General features: G+C 36.7%; 10 protein-coding genes and 2 tRNA genes. 5 read left to right on the top strand and 7 right to left on the bottom strand.

Annotated features, from left to right (window positions below; genetic code table 11):
* Window positions 1-765, top strand: a 765-nt coding sequence (locus tag AC27G3_RS16250) for a substrate-binding periplasmic protein (protein ID WP_487123360.1), incomplete at its 5' end; no start/stop codon positions are given.
* Window positions 766-854: 89 nt separating this feature from the next.
* Here AC27G3_RS16250 and AC27G3_RS16245 read toward each other — a convergent pair.
* Both AC27G3_RS16245 and AC27G3_RS16240 read right to left on the bottom strand, forming a co-directional pair.
* Window positions 855-930 (bottom strand) — tRNA-Asn (locus AC27G3_RS16245).
* Window positions 931-1077: 147 nt separating this feature from the next.
* Window positions 1078-1153: transfer RNA gene (locus tag AC27G3_RS16240), tRNA-Asn, on the bottom strand.
* A 716-nt stretch (window positions 1154-1869) separates the two neighbouring features.
* Between AC27G3_RS16240 and AC27G3_RS16235 the strand changes: the two genes are divergently transcribed.
* Window positions 1870-3240, top strand: coding sequence for an MATE family efflux transporter (locus AC27G3_RS16235; RefSeq protein WP_487123358.1), 1371 nt, complete (start codon window positions 1870-1872; stop codon window positions 3238-3240).
* Between the two features lie 2 nt (window positions 3241-3242).
* On the top strand, window positions 3243-5240 hold the full coding sequence (gene uvrB, locus AC27G3_RS16230; protein ID WP_487123356.1) for an excinuclease ABC subunit UvrB: 1998 nt from the start codon (window positions 3243-3245) through the stop codon (window positions 5238-5240).
* A 295-nt stretch (window positions 5241-5535) separates the two neighbouring features.
* On the opposite strand, the gene AC27G3_RS16225 is transcribed toward uvrB, so the two are convergent.
* Window positions 5536-5748, bottom strand: coding sequence for a hypothetical protein (locus AC27G3_RS16225; RefSeq protein ID WP_487123355.1), 213 nt, complete (start codon window positions 5746-5748; stop codon window positions 5536-5538).
* Window positions 5749-6109: 361 nt separating this feature from the next.
* Between AC27G3_RS16225 and AC27G3_RS16220 the strand changes: the two genes are divergently transcribed.
* Complete coding sequence (locus tag AC27G3_RS16220) at window positions 6110-7930, top strand: acyl-CoA dehydrogenase C-terminal domain-containing protein (RefSeq protein WP_487123353.1); 1821 nt, start codon at window positions 6110-6112, stop codon at window positions 7928-7930.
* A 365-nt stretch (window positions 7931-8295) separates the two neighbouring features.
* The gene (locus AC27G3_RS16215) at window positions 8296-9660 is read left to right on the top strand and encodes an MATE family efflux transporter (protein WP_487123351.1); all 1365 of its coding nucleotides are present in this window, start codon (window positions 8296-8298) and stop codon (window positions 9658-9660) included.
* On the opposite strand, the gene AC27G3_RS16210 is transcribed toward AC27G3_RS16215, so the two are convergent.
* The 4 genes from AC27G3_RS16210 to AC27G3_RS16195 form a co-directional block, all read right to left on the bottom strand.
* The gene (locus AC27G3_RS16210; RefSeq protein ID WP_487123349.1) at window positions 9657-10766 is read right to left on the bottom strand and encodes a GGDEF domain-containing protein; all 1110 of its coding nucleotides are present in this window, start codon (window positions 10764-10766) and stop codon (window positions 9657-9659) included. The two genes, AC27G3_RS16215 and AC27G3_RS16210, sit on opposite strands and share 4 nt — an antisense overlap.
* A 208-nt stretch (window positions 10767-10974) precedes the next feature.
* A complete protein-coding gene (locus tag AC27G3_RS16205; protein ID WP_487123347.1) occupies window positions 10975-11826 on the bottom strand; it encodes a 23S rRNA (adenine(2030)-N(6))-methyltransferase RlmJ in 852 nt (283 codons plus the stop codon).
* A gap of 95 nt (window positions 11827-11921) precedes the next feature.
* Entirely contained in the window at window positions 11922-13514 is a 1593-nt protein-coding gene (locus AC27G3_RS16200; RefSeq protein WP_487123345.1) for an ABC-F family ATPase, read from the bottom strand.
* Between the two features lie 9 nt (window positions 13515-13523).
* Window positions 13524-15866 (bottom strand): YgiQ family radical SAM protein, encoded by a 2343-nt coding sequence (locus AC27G3_RS16195; protein ID WP_487123343.1) that lies wholly within the window; start codon window positions 15864-15866, stop codon window positions 13524-13526.
* Window positions 15867-16055: the final 189 nt, after the last annotated feature.

Raw genomic sequence — 16055 nt, 5'->3', positions numbered from 1 at the left:
GCTAATATAGCGGCTTTATTAGTTTTAGCACTCTATAATGAATGTATGAACATTAAATGGTTATGCTTAATTGCTCTATTACTATCTCCATATGCGTTCAAGGTGAGTGCGTGTGAAATAAAAGTCGGTATTAGAGATATGCCACCATATTCTTATCAAAACTCATTCTCTCAATGGGTTGGCAGCGACATCGATTTATTTACCAAGCTTTCGAACAAGCTTGATTGTAAAGTTGAATTTATCAAGATTACGTTTGACGAAGGTTTAAAGTTATTAAAAGACGGCAAAATTGATGCTATGTCTCAATTATCCAAATTACCAGATCGCGATAGTAGTATTTACTTTATTGGCCCAGTTCGCGACGAAAAGTTCACATTGATGACTCATGAAAGTGTGAACGAACAAATCACTGAGTTAAAAACGATAAGCCAATTACCTTATTTATTTGCAAAACGAAAAGGCACATACCTAGGGAATGAGTTTGAAGCTTTATATCAACAGGATAAAGAATTTGCTAATAAGTTTATTGAAATTGATAACTATCAACCAAGAATTGATTTAGTTTTAAAAGGGCGGGTGGCAGGCTTTTTTGAAGAAACGAACTTTAAAAACTTTCAACAAGTAAACTTAAAAAAATTTCAATCCTTAAAGCAACATCCGTTAGAAGTAGTTACTGGTGGAGTGTATTTAGGTTTTAGTAAGAAAACATTGTCTGAGGTTCAGTTTAACCTGTTAAACCAATATTACTTTCAGCGTTATCATTAGCTCATGTAGAAAGCTGGCTGGTAATATGGAAAAGAGGAGACATTAATTAAAGACGAAAAAAAACCTGCTAAAAAGCAGGTTTTTAAATGTGGCTCCCCAAACTGGGCTTGAACCAGTGACACACGGATTAACAGTCCGTCGCTCTACCAACTGAGCTATTGGGGAATAAAAATTGTCATTTGATTAGGCTACACGGATTAACAGTACCTAATCTCCCAAGGCTCTATTGAGCTAATGGGGGGGAATCAGTTAAAATGCTTTTAAATTGCAAATTAACTTTATAATAACCGCAATAAAGCCATTATTAAAATGTGGCTCCCCAAACTGGGCTTGAACCAGTGACACACGGATTAACAGTCCGTCGCTCTACCAACTGAGCTATTGGGGAATAAAAACTTATCATTTGATTAGGCTACACGGATTAACAGTACCTAATCTCCCAAGGCTCTATCAATTGAGCTGATGGGAATAAAACTTATCATCTGCTATATACCAAGCAGCTGGTTAACGCTTAGTTAGCGTCTTGGCTAACGGGGCGGAATATTAAAGGTGCTTAGGGAAACTGTCAACAGAAAAGTTAGAAAAAAACTAATAATTTGTTTGTTTGCTTAAATACTCATCACCAAGGTGGGAATATAGTCTAAATTTGATGGATATTTGCACCTGGTTAACATTTTCTGCAATTTCAACTCTGTTACTCACATTAAAATTAACTTATCCACTAAACCTGTGGATAACACTGTGAGTTAAAATGTAATAAAGCGTTACTTCTACGTAAAACAAGGGATTAAGACTGATAACGCAAAAAAGACTAATTCACCTATATCCTTATAAAACAAGTAGTTATAATTAAGTTGTTGTTATTTGTCTCAATTAGTGTGATTTTTCAACAAGTAACAATTTTACAGTAAAGCTCTGTGAATGTTTATTTTATACAGTTTACTTTTTTATGGACGTATCAATTAAAAAATTAACAAAAACAACCTTTTTAAGTTAAATTATCGATAATTTAATATTTACATAGCGACGGTAGGCATGATCTCTTACAATACTTTCCCTGCATATAATAATGCGATTTAAATCGACTATTCCAAAAATACAGTAATGACAAAAACTCAGACAAACAATCAACAATATCTTCTTATAGCTCCTGTTTCTTCTACTTTAAAGCAGATGACCATTCCAGTAATTTATGGAATGATACTCTTAATGACATTCAATTTAGTTGATACATTTTTTGTCAGTCTATTAGGTACGCAGCCTCTAGCTGCGATAAGTTTTACTTTTCCAATTACCTTTACCGTTTTAAGTTTAACAATAGGACTTGGTATAGGTACCTCGGCTGTAATTGCTAAATTATTAGGAAGGGGAGAGCATGAACTCGCCAAAAATTCAGCTACGGCAGCACTTTATTTAGCAGCTATCATCGTTGGTATTATTTCTTTTTTAGGATATATCTATATTGATGAGATATTTTTATTATTAGGGGCAAGTGAAGAACTATTGCCCCTTATTCATGATTACATGGATATATGGTATTTAGGCAGCGTATGCTTAATTGGTCCTATGATAGGGAATGCAGTACTTCGTGCCTCAGGTGATACTAAAATGCCGAGTATTATAATGGGCAGTGCTGGTTTGGTTAACGCTATACTCGATCCTATTTTTATTTTTGGTTTCGGGCCAATCCCTGAAATGGGCATTCAAGGAGCAGCTATTGCTACTTTTGTTTCTTGGATTTTCGGATTAGGTTTTGTTTTAAATATCCTTATTGCCAAACGGCAATTAATTCATACTAAATTAATTCCTTTAACCGACATGATTACTGCTTGTAAAAATATTCTTCATATTGGTTTACCTGCTGCTGGCGCGAACATGCTCACCCCTATAGCGGCTGCGGTAATGACCGCGATTGTTGCTAATTATGGCGAGCCTGCCGTTGCTGCATTTGGTGTTGGCTCTAGAATAGAGTCTATTGCTTGTTTAGTTGTCCTAGCTATGTCAATGAGTTTACCTCCGTTTATTAGCCAGAACTTCGGTGCAGGCAATATGCAAAGAGTAGAAGAGGCTTATAAAACGTCAATTAAGTTTGTGCTTATTTGGCAAGTGATTATTTTTGCGGTATTAATCCTTATTGCACCATGGATCGCCACTGCTTTTTCAAGTGATCAAGCGGTTGCAGACATTATTATATTATTTATGTGGATTCTACCTTTAGGTTATGGGTTACAAGGTGTCATTATATTAACGAACTCTTCATTCAATGCTCTTCATAAACCTATGATTGCATTAATATTAAGTATTGTACGTCTATTTATTTGTTATGTGCCCTTAGCCTATATTGGCAGTATATTTTATGATTTAGAGGGATTATTTGTTGGAGCACTTTTAGGAAATGTGGTGATGGCGATAATTTCTTATAACTATTTTATCAAGCAGTTTAAACACGAAGTGATCGAAGCAGAGGCGAAATAAATATGAAAGTCATGGAGTTGAAATCAGATTATACGCCCAATGGCGATCAACCGTCAGCAATAAAGCAGCTATTAGAAGGTATCGAAGACGGTTTAGCTCACCAAACTTTATTGGGTGTTACTGGCTCAGGCAAAACATTTACAGTCGCCAACGTCATTGCCAAGCTTAATCGACCGACAATGATCATGGCGCCTAATAAAACCTTAGCTGCTCAGTTATACGGAGAAATGAAAGAGTTTTTTCCTAACAACGCTGTAGAATATTTTGTCTCCTATTATGATTATTATCAACCCGAGGCTTACGTACCAACAACCGATACATTTATTGAAAAAGATGCATCGGTTAATGAACACATAGAACAAATGCGTTTATCAGCAACTAAAGCCTTATTAGAGCGCAGAGATGTAATTATTATCGCCTCTGTTTCTGCAATTTATGGCTTAGGCGATCCCGACTCTTATTTAAAAATGATGTTGCACTTGCGCCAAGGCGATATCATTAACCAGCGAGATATATTAAGACGTTTAGCTGAGCTACAGTACACCCGAAATGATGCCGCTTTTGCTCGAGCTACTTACCGAGTTAGAGGCGATGTAATAGATATTTTTCCTGCAGAATCAGACAAATTTGCCTTACGAGTAGAGCTTTTTGATGAAGAAATTGAACGCATCAGCCAGTTTGATCCCTTAACGGGCTCTGTTGAACGAACATTAGCAAGAGTAACTGTATATCCTAAAACGCATTATGCGACACCTAGAGAAAAAATAATTGCGGCAATTGAATCTATAAAAATTGAATTAAAAGATCGCTCTCAACAATTAAAAGATAATAATAAATTGGTTGAAGAACAACGGATAAGTCAGCGTACACAATTTGATATCGAGATGATGGCAGAATTAGGCTATTGCTCAGGAATTGAAAACTATTCACGTTACTTATCAGGGAGAAACCAAGGGGACTCACCTCCAACACTTTTTGATTATCTGCCGGATGATGGCTTACTCATCCTTGACGAGTCTCATGTCACTGTCCCGCAAATAGGTGCGATGTATAAAGGCGATCGAGCAAGAAAAGAAAACTTAGTTGAATATGGCTTTCGCTTACCTTCAGCATTAGATAATCGGCCAATGAAATTTGAGGAATTTGAAGCTTTAGCTCCGCAAACAATTTACGTGTCAGCAACGCCGAGTAAATACGAGCTAGAGAAATCAGGTGAAGATATAGCAGAGCAGGTTGTTCGTCCAACGGGACTGCTAGACCCCATCATTGAAGTTAGAGATGTTGAAACACAAGTTGATGATTTATTATCAGAGATACAAAAGCGCTTACCATTAAATGAACGAGTTATTGCTACTACGTTAACTAAACGTATGGCAGAAGACTTAACCGATTATTTAGACGAGCATGGCATAAAAACGCGCTACCTGCATTCTGATGTTGATACAGTTGAACGGGTTGAGATTATACGAGATTTTCGATTAGGAAAATTTGATGTCATTGTTGGCATCAACTTATTAAGAGAAGGACTTGATATGCCCGAAGTGTCATTGGTGGCAATTTTAGATGCCGACAAAGAAGGCTTTTTACGATCTGAACGCTCGTTGATTCAAACAATAGGTCGTGCCGCACGTAACTTAAACGGGCGAGCTATTTTATATGCTGCTCGAGTAACGGGATCTATGCGCAAGGCGATTGATGAAACTGAACGCCGACGTGCCAAGCAGCATCAATTTAATATTGATAATAATATCACCCCACAAAGTGTTCACAGTAAAATTACTGATGTTATGGATGTCGGCGCCTCAGAAGATTCGCTAACATTAAATAAAGTGGCACAAGATAAAGCGGATTATACGGTTTTAAGTACCAGTGAAATTGATGCTAAGGTAATAGAGTTAGAAAAAACAATGTATCAACACGCGCAAAACTTAGAGTTTGAACAAGCGGCGGCAATTCGCGATGATATCGCCTTATTGAGAACTCAGCAACTTTCTAGTTAAACAAAATGATTTAATTAGTGATACGACTACATAAGTGTAGAGCGCCACTAATTAAATCTATTCTATGTTGAGCTACCCAATCTGAACTATTTACTTAACCAGAGCTCGGCTTACAAATATTTCTCTAGCAGCTATTTTTCCTTACTTCTTCGTTAAATTTCTTGCAATAGGCCAGCTATTGACGCGAAATTTGCCTTGAATTAAGAAAAACTATCGAGCTAGAGTGGAGTAAAATAATTATTTATCTATTTTTCAAACTGTTAACCATCTCTTAAACCGAGTTCAGGTTACTTAGCTACTTAATTTCAACCATAGCATAATGCCCGATAATACTAGCTACAGCCTCACTGTTACATTGAGGCAAATGACTGACTTCTTCAATAATTTTGTCTTGTATATCGACAGGAAATAACATTAATTGTTCAAGATAAAGATGAGCTTGAGTTTCGTTGTGAGAGTTCATCATGTTAACTATGTTAGTTGCATGACTTTGCCAAATTTCACTCATAAGTACATCCTCAATTAAAAAAATATGGCTACCTTATTAGTCTAGAACATATATAAAGTAATACCAAATTCATTAAGCTTGTTTCCACTCAGAGCTTGACTGAGCTTTGAGAACAAATGGAAATTAAACGAGCATTATCACTTTAAATTGATGAATTACTCTGCGTTTATAGTCGATTTTAAGTCATCTTACGATATAAATAATATTTAAAAATGACTTTGCTTTCTTATTATATTGTTAATAAACAATGCGTTAAATTGATTTTGATAAAAAAACTAAAAATAGTGGTTGGACCAGTGGTTTTGTTTGTTATACTCTAGGTTAGTTGACTTACAACACATACTTTATTAGGAGTTCAGCAATGCTTAGTTATAAAGCACCCATAGCGGATATTAAATTTTTATTTGAAGATGTTTTCGGATATTACCCTCATTATGAAAAACATCCTGAGTTTGCTGATGCAACACCTGATTTAGTTGATGCTATTTTTCAAGAGTGTGCGAAATTTTGTGAAAATGAACTCCTACCGTTAAACCAAACTGGCGATAAAGAAGGTTGTACCTTCGACAATGGCAAAGTAACCACACCTAAAGGGTTTAAAGACGCGTATAACCAATATGTTGCAGGAGGATGGCAAAGTTTGTCTCATCCTGTTGATCATGGTGGTCAAGGGCTACCTCCGTCATTAGGCATGGTTAAGTCTGAAATGATGGGCACAGCAAACTGGTCTTGGGCAATGTATCCAGGATTAAGTCATGGTGCTATGAATACAGTGCAAACCCATGGTAGTGATGAACAAAAAGAGTTATACCTCACTCGTTTAACGGAAGGGACTTGGACAGGTACAATGTGTTTAACTGAGCCTCAGTGTGGTACCGATTTAGGACAAGTAAAAACCAAAGCTGTACCTAATGATGATGGCACTTACGATATTACCGGTACAAAAATCTTTATTTCAGCAGGTGAACATGATCTTACTGAAAATATTATACATATAGTATTAGCTCGTTTGCCTAATGCTCCAGCTGGAACACGTGGAATTTCACTGTTTATCGTGCCAAAAATTCAAGTTGATCAGCAAGGAAATTTAGGCGAAAACAATAACGTAGTTTGTGGTTCTATTGAAGATAAAATGGGAATCAAAGCATCTGCTACTGCTGTTTTGAATTTTGATAATGCAAAAGGTGTGTTGATAGGTCCAGAAAATAAAGGCTTAGAATGTATGTTCACCTTTATGAATACAGCTCGAGTAGGCACGGCATTACAGGGAATTTGTGCTTCTGAACTCGCTTACCAAAATTCGTTGTTATATGCCAAAGAGCGTTTATCAATGCGTTCTTTAACAGGTAAAAAGCACCCAGATAAAGTTGCTGATCCAATTGTTGTTCATCCAGATGTACGTAAAATGCTGATGACACAAAAAGCTATCTCAGAAGGTGGTCGCGCCATGATTTATTACACGGCGAAAATTGTCGATGATATTGAAATGGCAAAAACAGAAGAAGCACGTGCAGCCGCTGATGACCGATTAGGTTTCATTACTCCTATATTAAAGGCTTTTTTAACTGAAATGGGTTGCGAAAGTGCGAGTCATGGCATGCAGATCTTTGGTGGCCATGGTTATATTAAAGAATGGGGTATGGAGCAAATTGTCAGAGATGTGCGAATTTCGACTTTGTATGAAGGTACTACAGGTATTCAAGCACTTGATTTATTAGGTCGTAAGATTTTATTAACTCGTGGCAAGTCACTGAAAAATTTCACTAAAGAAATTCTATTTTTTTGTAAAGATAAAAGTATGATCTCAAGTAACCCTCATAAACGTCAAATGAATAAATTTATATGGGCATTAAGTAAAAATGTAGCAAATTGGCAGCAGTATTCATTGCGCTTAGCACTTAAAGCAAAAAATAATCGTGATATAGTTGGTTCTGCTTCTGTAGATTATTTAATGTATTCAGGCTACATCATGATGGGCTACTTCTGGGCTCAAATGGCACAAGCTTCTTATGAAAAATTAGCTGGTGAAGTAGAAAATCGTGATTTTTATCGTGCGAAAATTAAAACAGCAGAGTTTTATTTCGAACGCATGTTACCAAGAACAAAATCGTTAGCTAAAACTATGATGGCAGATCCTAAAACATTAATGCAGTTAGATGAAGAGTTACTCTCATTTTTGTAAGATGATATAGCTAAACAGCAACACTTTAAGACAAGCCGTAATGTATTTCTGATACCTTACGGCTTTTTTTTGTCAGTTAATAAAGCTTATCAAGGCATTATTGTACTACATGTTTGATTATTTTTGTTTGCTACGAATATAGGTGATAACATGCCGAAACATAAACAATACCTCGCTTACTCTTATACAACTTCATTAATAGGTGATCTACTTTATACACCGGAAAAATGACCAAATACATAACATTTATTTTAGTAATTAGTTGTTCTAATTATTAAATAACGCAGTAATTTGGGTATTTTAACTAGTAGAAATGATCATATAGTTAATGAGATTGGTATTAGCAAACACCCCGGAGTTTTTCATTGCAAAAAGAACAACCTAGTATTGCTGATCGCAGCTTAATTAGCCTAACATGGCCAATTTTTGTCGATTTGTTTTTTGTCTTTATGATTAATGTGGCAGATGCATGGTTTTTAAGTCGAATTTCAGATAATGCAGCCGCAGCGGTAGGAGCCATGTTACCCATTCTAGGCGTAGGTTTTGCTTTGTATAGTACACTTCAACAAGCGGGTGGTAGCATAGCTACTCAACAGTTGGGGGCTAAAGATAATCATAAAGTAGCGAGCACATATGGCGTGCTTATTGTATTGCTTTTATTGTCTGGTCTTTGTATGGCTATGGTGTTTGTTGTTGGAGCTGATTACTTTTCAACTCTTTTGGAGCTTAATGACGATTTATCTTCTTTTGCAACGGTGTATTTATCAACTCTAGGTATGTTTACTTGGGTCTTAGCATTGAGATTTGCCGCAACAGCGATATTGTCTTCTCATGGAAAAACTAACTGGAATATGTTTTCTACAGCGATAATGTCTGCGGTGAACATATTGTTTAATTATATTCTTATTGATGGAAAATTCGGTGCACCAGCATTAGGAGTCCAAGGTATAGCGATTGCGTCGGTGCTGGCCTGGTCAATAAGTTTATTGTTTAGTTTCGCGGTAATTTTATGGCACTTTAAAATTAAAATAGCCTTCCCAAAAAAGCAACAGAGTTTAAAAGAGGTTAGTCGGCCAATCTTAAAAATTGCAATCCCCTCGGTTGTTGAACCTATGTCGTGGCAATTAAGTCAATTACTGATTACGGCAATAGTAGTCTCTATGGGAACATTATCGCTAGCCACTCGCATTTATAGTTTTAATTTGTTATTTATTGGCATCTTATACGGTTTTGCAATCAGTGCAGGTGTGCAAATTAAAGTGGCTTTTCTTATTGGAGCCAATCGATATGATGATGCTCAAACCGAATTAGTAAAAGGGATTAAAGTTGGTGTGGTAGGCGTTGCTATTTTTATGGCAGTACTTGTCAGTTTTTCTGCCTACTTTTATAGTTTTTTTACTGAAAATAAAGAAATATGGGTGCTAGGCAGTACGTTGTTGTTTATTGGTATTTTAGGTGAACTAGGGCGCTCTTTTAATTTAATTGTTGGTGCATCATTACGAGCATGTGGTGACGCTCGCTACACTTCTATTATCGGGTTTATGAGTATGTGGTGTATTGCAGTGCCGCTTTCTTGGTATTTTGGCTTACAACTCGCTTGGGGATTAGTAGGAGTGTGGGTAGCTATGAGCCTAGATGAAGTCATTAGGGGAATGGCAAGTATGCACCGATGGAATACAAAGAAATGGCAAACTAAAGGGTTATACGCAAAAGAAAGAGAGTTTCGTTAACTTTGCACTTGGTTGCGCCCATTATCTTTTGCTAAATATAATTTTTTATCAGCATTTTCAATTAGCTGATTTGAATTAACACTGTGTTTCGGTACCATGCTCGCCACCCCTATACTCACTGTCAGTGTTAGTTGAGTATCATTCATGATAAAGGGCTGGTTGGCAATCTTCTTTCTAATGTTCTCTGCTATGGTAACGGCCTCATCTAAAGGTGTATCACTCAATAGCACAGTAAACTCTTCTCCACCAAAGCGAGCTATAATGTCGGTTTTTCTTTTTGCTGTATCATGAATGAGTTTAGCAATAAAGACTAGGCATTCATCACCAAAAAGGTGGCCATAATTATCGTTTATATCTTTAAATTTATCGATATCAATTAGTAATAATGATTGTTGATGTTGGTTTCTTATACCAATATTCCATTGGTGCTCATATGCAGTATTAAAGTGCCCACGATTAAATATATGGGTAAGAGGATCGATTTTATTGAGCTGTAGTAGTTCTTCTTGTTGTGCCTCTAACTGGCACTCTATATCAAATGCTCTTATATACTCTCTGTTACTTCGAAAGGTCAGGGAAAATAAATAGCAAAAATAAATAGAAACTAAAACCGCATACCCTGTATTACCTTCTGTCGTAATCGCAATAAAGGCAGCAGGAATTAGTAAAAAAGAAAGGTTGGTAATTGCTAACCAAAACCTAGGTAATAATGCCGTTATTGCTCCGCCTGCTACTCCGCCTAACGCAAAAAATACGATATTACTTATTGGAGTAAATCGAGGGTCTGAGATACTCAGTAGAAACACTATACCCAAAATACACGCTTGTGAAAGTGATAAAAAAGAAAATAGTATTAACCAGGTTTTGGCTGAGTATTGATACAACACAGGAGTTATAATTTTATGGATTAATCTAAGTACGCTAATACCAGCCATTAAAATAGTAAACAACCAACTTAACTGAGGTTGTTGTTCATAGAAGTGATAAAAATAAAATACAACAGGTAACAAAATCGAATATATAAAAATACCGACAAGGGATCTGTCTAACAGATCCATATTAATTCTTTTCTCTATTAACGGATTTAGCTGCTGGGCTTTACTCATATTAAAGTTACCATTTGTGCTAGGAACTATTGTAATTCTAACTTTGTTAAATAATTCACTACATAAAAAGGTCGGTTACATTGCAAAATATCTTAAAATACTGTTCGAATAATTCAGATAAAATTTTTTATTATGTTAAATAAAAATCAATCATAAAACATCATTAGATCTTATAATACACTCATTATAGTAATTTTGAGAAGCTTGATTATTCAGCAATTAATTGAGTTAAACAATAACTTGAGTCTTGGTTGCCCAATTTGCTTTTTAAATAAGGTAATACTTCGGCCAGCTGCTGATTTAGCTGCCATGGTGGATTAATAATAAATAATCCAGTGCCTGTCATGCCATATTCATCTGTATCTTTCTCTAAACAAAACTCTACTTGTAATAAGTTTTTTACCTCACTGGTGGTAAATAAATCCTCCATTTGCGTAACTAAATCTCGCTTTACGACAGGGTACCAAAGAATGTATGTTCCTGTAGCAAATTTTTTGTAGCCTTTAATTATTGTTTTAACTGCCTTTTGATAATCTTCTTTGAGCTCATAGGGTGGGTCAATAAGTACTACGCCCCGACGGCTTGGTGGAGGCAATAAACCGAGTACACCTTGGTAACCATCCGATTGTTTGATAAAACACTTTTTCCAACGGTCGCAAAAATCCGTTAAATGTTCAATGTCTGTTGGATGCAACTCAAATAAATGACTGCTATCTTGGCGGCGAACAAATGCTTTAGCAATTCCAGGTGATCCAGGATAAACATTTAGCGTTTGACCTAAATTTAGGATTTTGATTAACTCAACATATTCGATAAGGGCTTCAGGGGTATCATTATTGGTATTATGGCTATCAATCAATTTAGCGATGCCGTTTTTGTACTCGCCTGTTTTTTGTGCATACTCATCACTGAGTTGATACATGCCTGCACCCGAGTGACTGTCAACGTAAAGAAAGCCTTTTTCTTTACGTTTCATGTAATCAAGGACAAGTGTTAAAACACTGTGTTTTAACACGTCGGCAAAATTTCCAGCATGAAAGGCGTGGCGATAACTAAGCAAAGGAACATCCTTATAATTGGGAGGGAGAATTTTTGTCAATCAAATAGTTATCTGCGATTTAATGGCTGTATAAATCGCAGATAACTTAGCGGTTATTATGATTGACTCGCAAGGTACTCATCATAAGTGCCAGCGAAATCAACAAAACCATCTTTTGTTAATTCAATAACACGGGTCGCAATACTTGAGACAAATTCGCGGTCATGGCTAACAAAAAACAAAGTACCTTCATATTGTTCTAACGCCATGTTTAATGATTCGATAGATTCCATATCCATGTGGTTAGTGGGTTCATCCATTACTAATATATTCGGTTGTTGCATCATAAGTTTACCGAATAGCATTCTTCCCTTTTCACCACCGGAGAGTATTTTTACTGATTTTTTAATATCGTCAGCAGAAAACAATAAACGGCCTAAATACCCACGAACAGCTTGTTCGTCATCGGTTGGTTGACGCCATTGACTCATCCACTCAAATAAGTCCATGTCGTTTTCAAACTCATATTCATGATCTTGGGCGTAATAACCAATGTTAACGTTTTCAGACCAATTGAACTCACCAGAGGTTGGTTCATAGCCGACTTCATTCATTAATGTACGCAAAAAGGTTGTTTTACCGATACCATTTTCACCGATGATTGCGATTCTTTCTCCCACTTCTGCTAATAAAGATATGTTTTTTAGTATATTGGCATCGTCGAAGTTTTTAGTTAACTTATCAACAACTAGCGCATTACGGAAAAGTTTTTTCTCTTGATTAAAGCGAATAAAGGGGTTTGTACGACTTGACGCTTTAACTTCCTCAAGTTGAATTTTATCCATTCGCTTAGCACGACTAGTTGCTTGTTTGGCTTTTGATGCATTAGCAGAAAAACGTGCAACAAAGGCTTGTAGTTCACCTATTTGTGCTTTTTTCTTCGCATTGTCTGCAAGCAAACGTGCACGTGCTTGAGTAGCGGCTAACATGTATTCATCATAGTTACCGGGATACACACGTAATTCGCCGTAATCTAAATCAGCCATGTGGGTACAAACACTGTTCAAGAAGTGTCTATCATGAGAGATTATAATCATAGTTGATTCACGTGCATTTAGGGTTTCTTCAAGCCACTGAATAGTATGAATATCTAAGTTGTTGGTTGGTTCATCGAGTAACAGAATATCTGGATCAGAAAATAATGCTTGGGCAAGTAATATACGTAACTTATAACCCGGTGCAATCTCACTCATTAGGCCATAATGTTGTTCAACAGGAATTCCAACGCCCATTAAAAGCTCACCAGCACGAGATTCTGCACTGTAACCATCCATTTCGGCGTATTCAGATTCTAAATCACCAACTTTCATACCGTCTTCTTCGCTCATTTCAGGCAAAGCATAAATACGATCACGCTCTTCTTTAATTGCCCAAAGTTCTGTGTGTCCCATGATGACAGTATCAATTACTGAATATTCTTCAAAAGCAAATTGATCTTGGCGTAATTTACCTAAACGCTCACCTGTATCAAGGCTAACGTTGCCTGATGTTTGATCTAAATCGCCCCCTAAAATTTTCATTAAAGTAGATTTACCACAGCCATTGGCGCCAATTAAACCATAACGGTTTCCGCCACCAAATTTGTGAGAGATGTTTTCAAAAAGTGGCTTAGCGCCAAATTGTTGGGTAATATTATTTGCTGCTAACAAGGTCGTGTCCTATTTATTTTTACTATTGCCGTTAGCCTTTTTAGGCTTGCGGTCACTAAATTGATTATCACTAAAGCGCGTTAATCCTTTTTTATGAGGCGCTGTAGACTTACTTTTTTCATTGCGTTGCCAAGGTTTTTTACCTGTGGGCTTGCGCTGTTGTCCAGGGCTAGTTTTATTGCCCTGAGCATTATTTTTTCCTTTACCATTTTTTTTGTAATGCTGGGCCTCTTTTTCACCACGGGTCTCTCTAGGAACTAAACAATTAGGGGCTGAACCAATTAATTTACTTAAGCCCATTTTGGTTAATGCTTCGCGAATAATTGGCCAATTATGAGGATCATGATAACGTAATATCGCTTTGTGCAATCGGCGTTGAATTGTTCCTTTGGGAACAGCAACCTTTCCGATTTCTTTCGCTAAGTTTTTACTGGTAATATTTCTTAGAGAATTTAACTCAGTATGATAAAGCGTTGTCGCGTTAGCTAATGGCGAAGGATAAAAGTTTTGCACTTGATCAAGTTTAAAGTCATTAGACTTTAACCATAACGCCAGATTTACCATGTCTCTATCAGTAGTCCCCGGGTGAGCAGAAATAAAGTAGGGGATTAAATATTGCTTTTTACCTGCTAATGCCGAGTAGTGATCAAACATTTCTTTAAACTTGTCATAACTGCCCATACCAGGTTTCATCATATTATTTAATGGACCTTCTTCGGTATGCTCAGGGGCAATTTTTAAATAACCTCCAACATGATGGCTTGCTAATTCTTTAACATATTCAGGATCTTGTATTGCTAAATCATATCGAACGCCAGAGGCTATCAATACTTTCTTAATGCCTTTAACTTTTCGAGCTTTTCGGTATAGCTCAATGGTTGGAGTATGATCTGTATCTAAATGGCCACATATGGTTGGCCAAACGCAAGAGGGTTTACGGCAGGTAGCTTCTGCTTTTTCACTTTTACAGCGCAATTGATACATATTGGCGGTTGGACCGCCTAAGTCTGAGATAACGCCAGTAAAACCTGGAACTTTATCTCTTATGTCTTCAATTTCTTTAATAATAGACTCTTGAGAACGACTTTGTATAATACGACCTTCGTGCTCAGTAATAGAACAAAAAGTACAGCCTCCAAAACAACCTCGCATAATATTAACTGAGGTTTTAATCATATCGTAAGCAGGAATTTTAGCTTTTCCATAACTAGGGTGGGGAACACGTTGGTAAGGCAATCCAAATACACCATCCATTTCATCTTGCGATAATGGTTTTGCAGGTGGGTTTAACCAAATAATGCGGTTACCATGACTTTGTACAAGAGGTTTGGCTGACGTTGGGTTAACTTCTTGATGAAAAATACGTGAAGCATGCGCATAAAGTACTTTATTATTTTTTACTTGCTCGAAAGTCGGCAAATTAATATAAGTGGTTTCCCAAGGCTTAGTTTTTTCAGACCAAGACTTATTTCTTTGGTAAGTTAGTGGCGAATCACCAATTTGAATAACTTGCGCGGTTTTGGTTACATCTTGTGCAATTTGTTCTTCTTGAGTCGATGCCTCTTGAGCTGTTTCACAGGCAGTTTCATCGATTTCTTGGTATGGACTGATGATTGGATCTATTTTTCCTGGTCGGTCAATATCTCTCGAGTCAATACCTTTCCAACCCGGTAAGGCTTGTTGAGCTAAAAAAGCACTACCACGAACATCGGTAATCGACTTAACACCTTCACCGTTAGCAATACGATGTGCAATTTCAATTAAAGGGCGTTCTGCATTACCATAAATTAATAAATCTGCTTTAGAATCGAATAACACAGACTGTCGCACTTTATCAGACCAATAATCATAATGTGCAATTCGTCGAAGACTTGCTTCTATACCGCCAATTAAAACTGGAACCCCTTTAAATGCTTCTTTGCAACGCTGTGTATAAGCTGTTACGGCACGATCGGGTCGTTTGCCACCTTCATCATTGGGAGTGTAAGCATCATCATGGCGCATTCTTCGTTCTGCGGTATAACGGTTGATCATCGAATCCATGTTGCCAGCGGTCACACCAAAAAATAAATTTGGTTTACCAAGTTCCATAAAGGCGTCTTTAGAGTGCCAATCAGGCTGAGCAATAATGCCAACCCGAAAACCTTGAGATTCTAACATTCTACCAATTACTGCCATACCGAAGCTAGGATGATCAACATAAGCATCGCCAGTCACAATAATAATGTCACAACTGTCCCATCCTAAAACATCCATTTCCTTTCTAGACATAGGTAAAAATGGTGCATTACCATAGCATTCGGCCCAATATTTAGGGTAATCAAATAATTGTGTTTCTTGAGCAGTAAGCATCGAGTTTCCTGAGCGATTAATATTAAAACAGTTTAATTAACAAAACTGGCGCGCGATTATAGCAAAAATCATGATAATTATCGTTAAAAACACGTGTTTTTTTAAATTTTAATCTCTTTGTTCAATCAGCCGTATAGATAAACGATTGGATATTTACATAATCAATAGATTTTGCTCTAATCCTTTGTT

This window comes from Colwellia sp. SU-HH01217 (assembly GCF_057543495.1).
The sequence above is the reverse complement of the archived record's forward strand: the minus strand, read 5'-3'. Positions and strand labels throughout refer to the sequence as shown.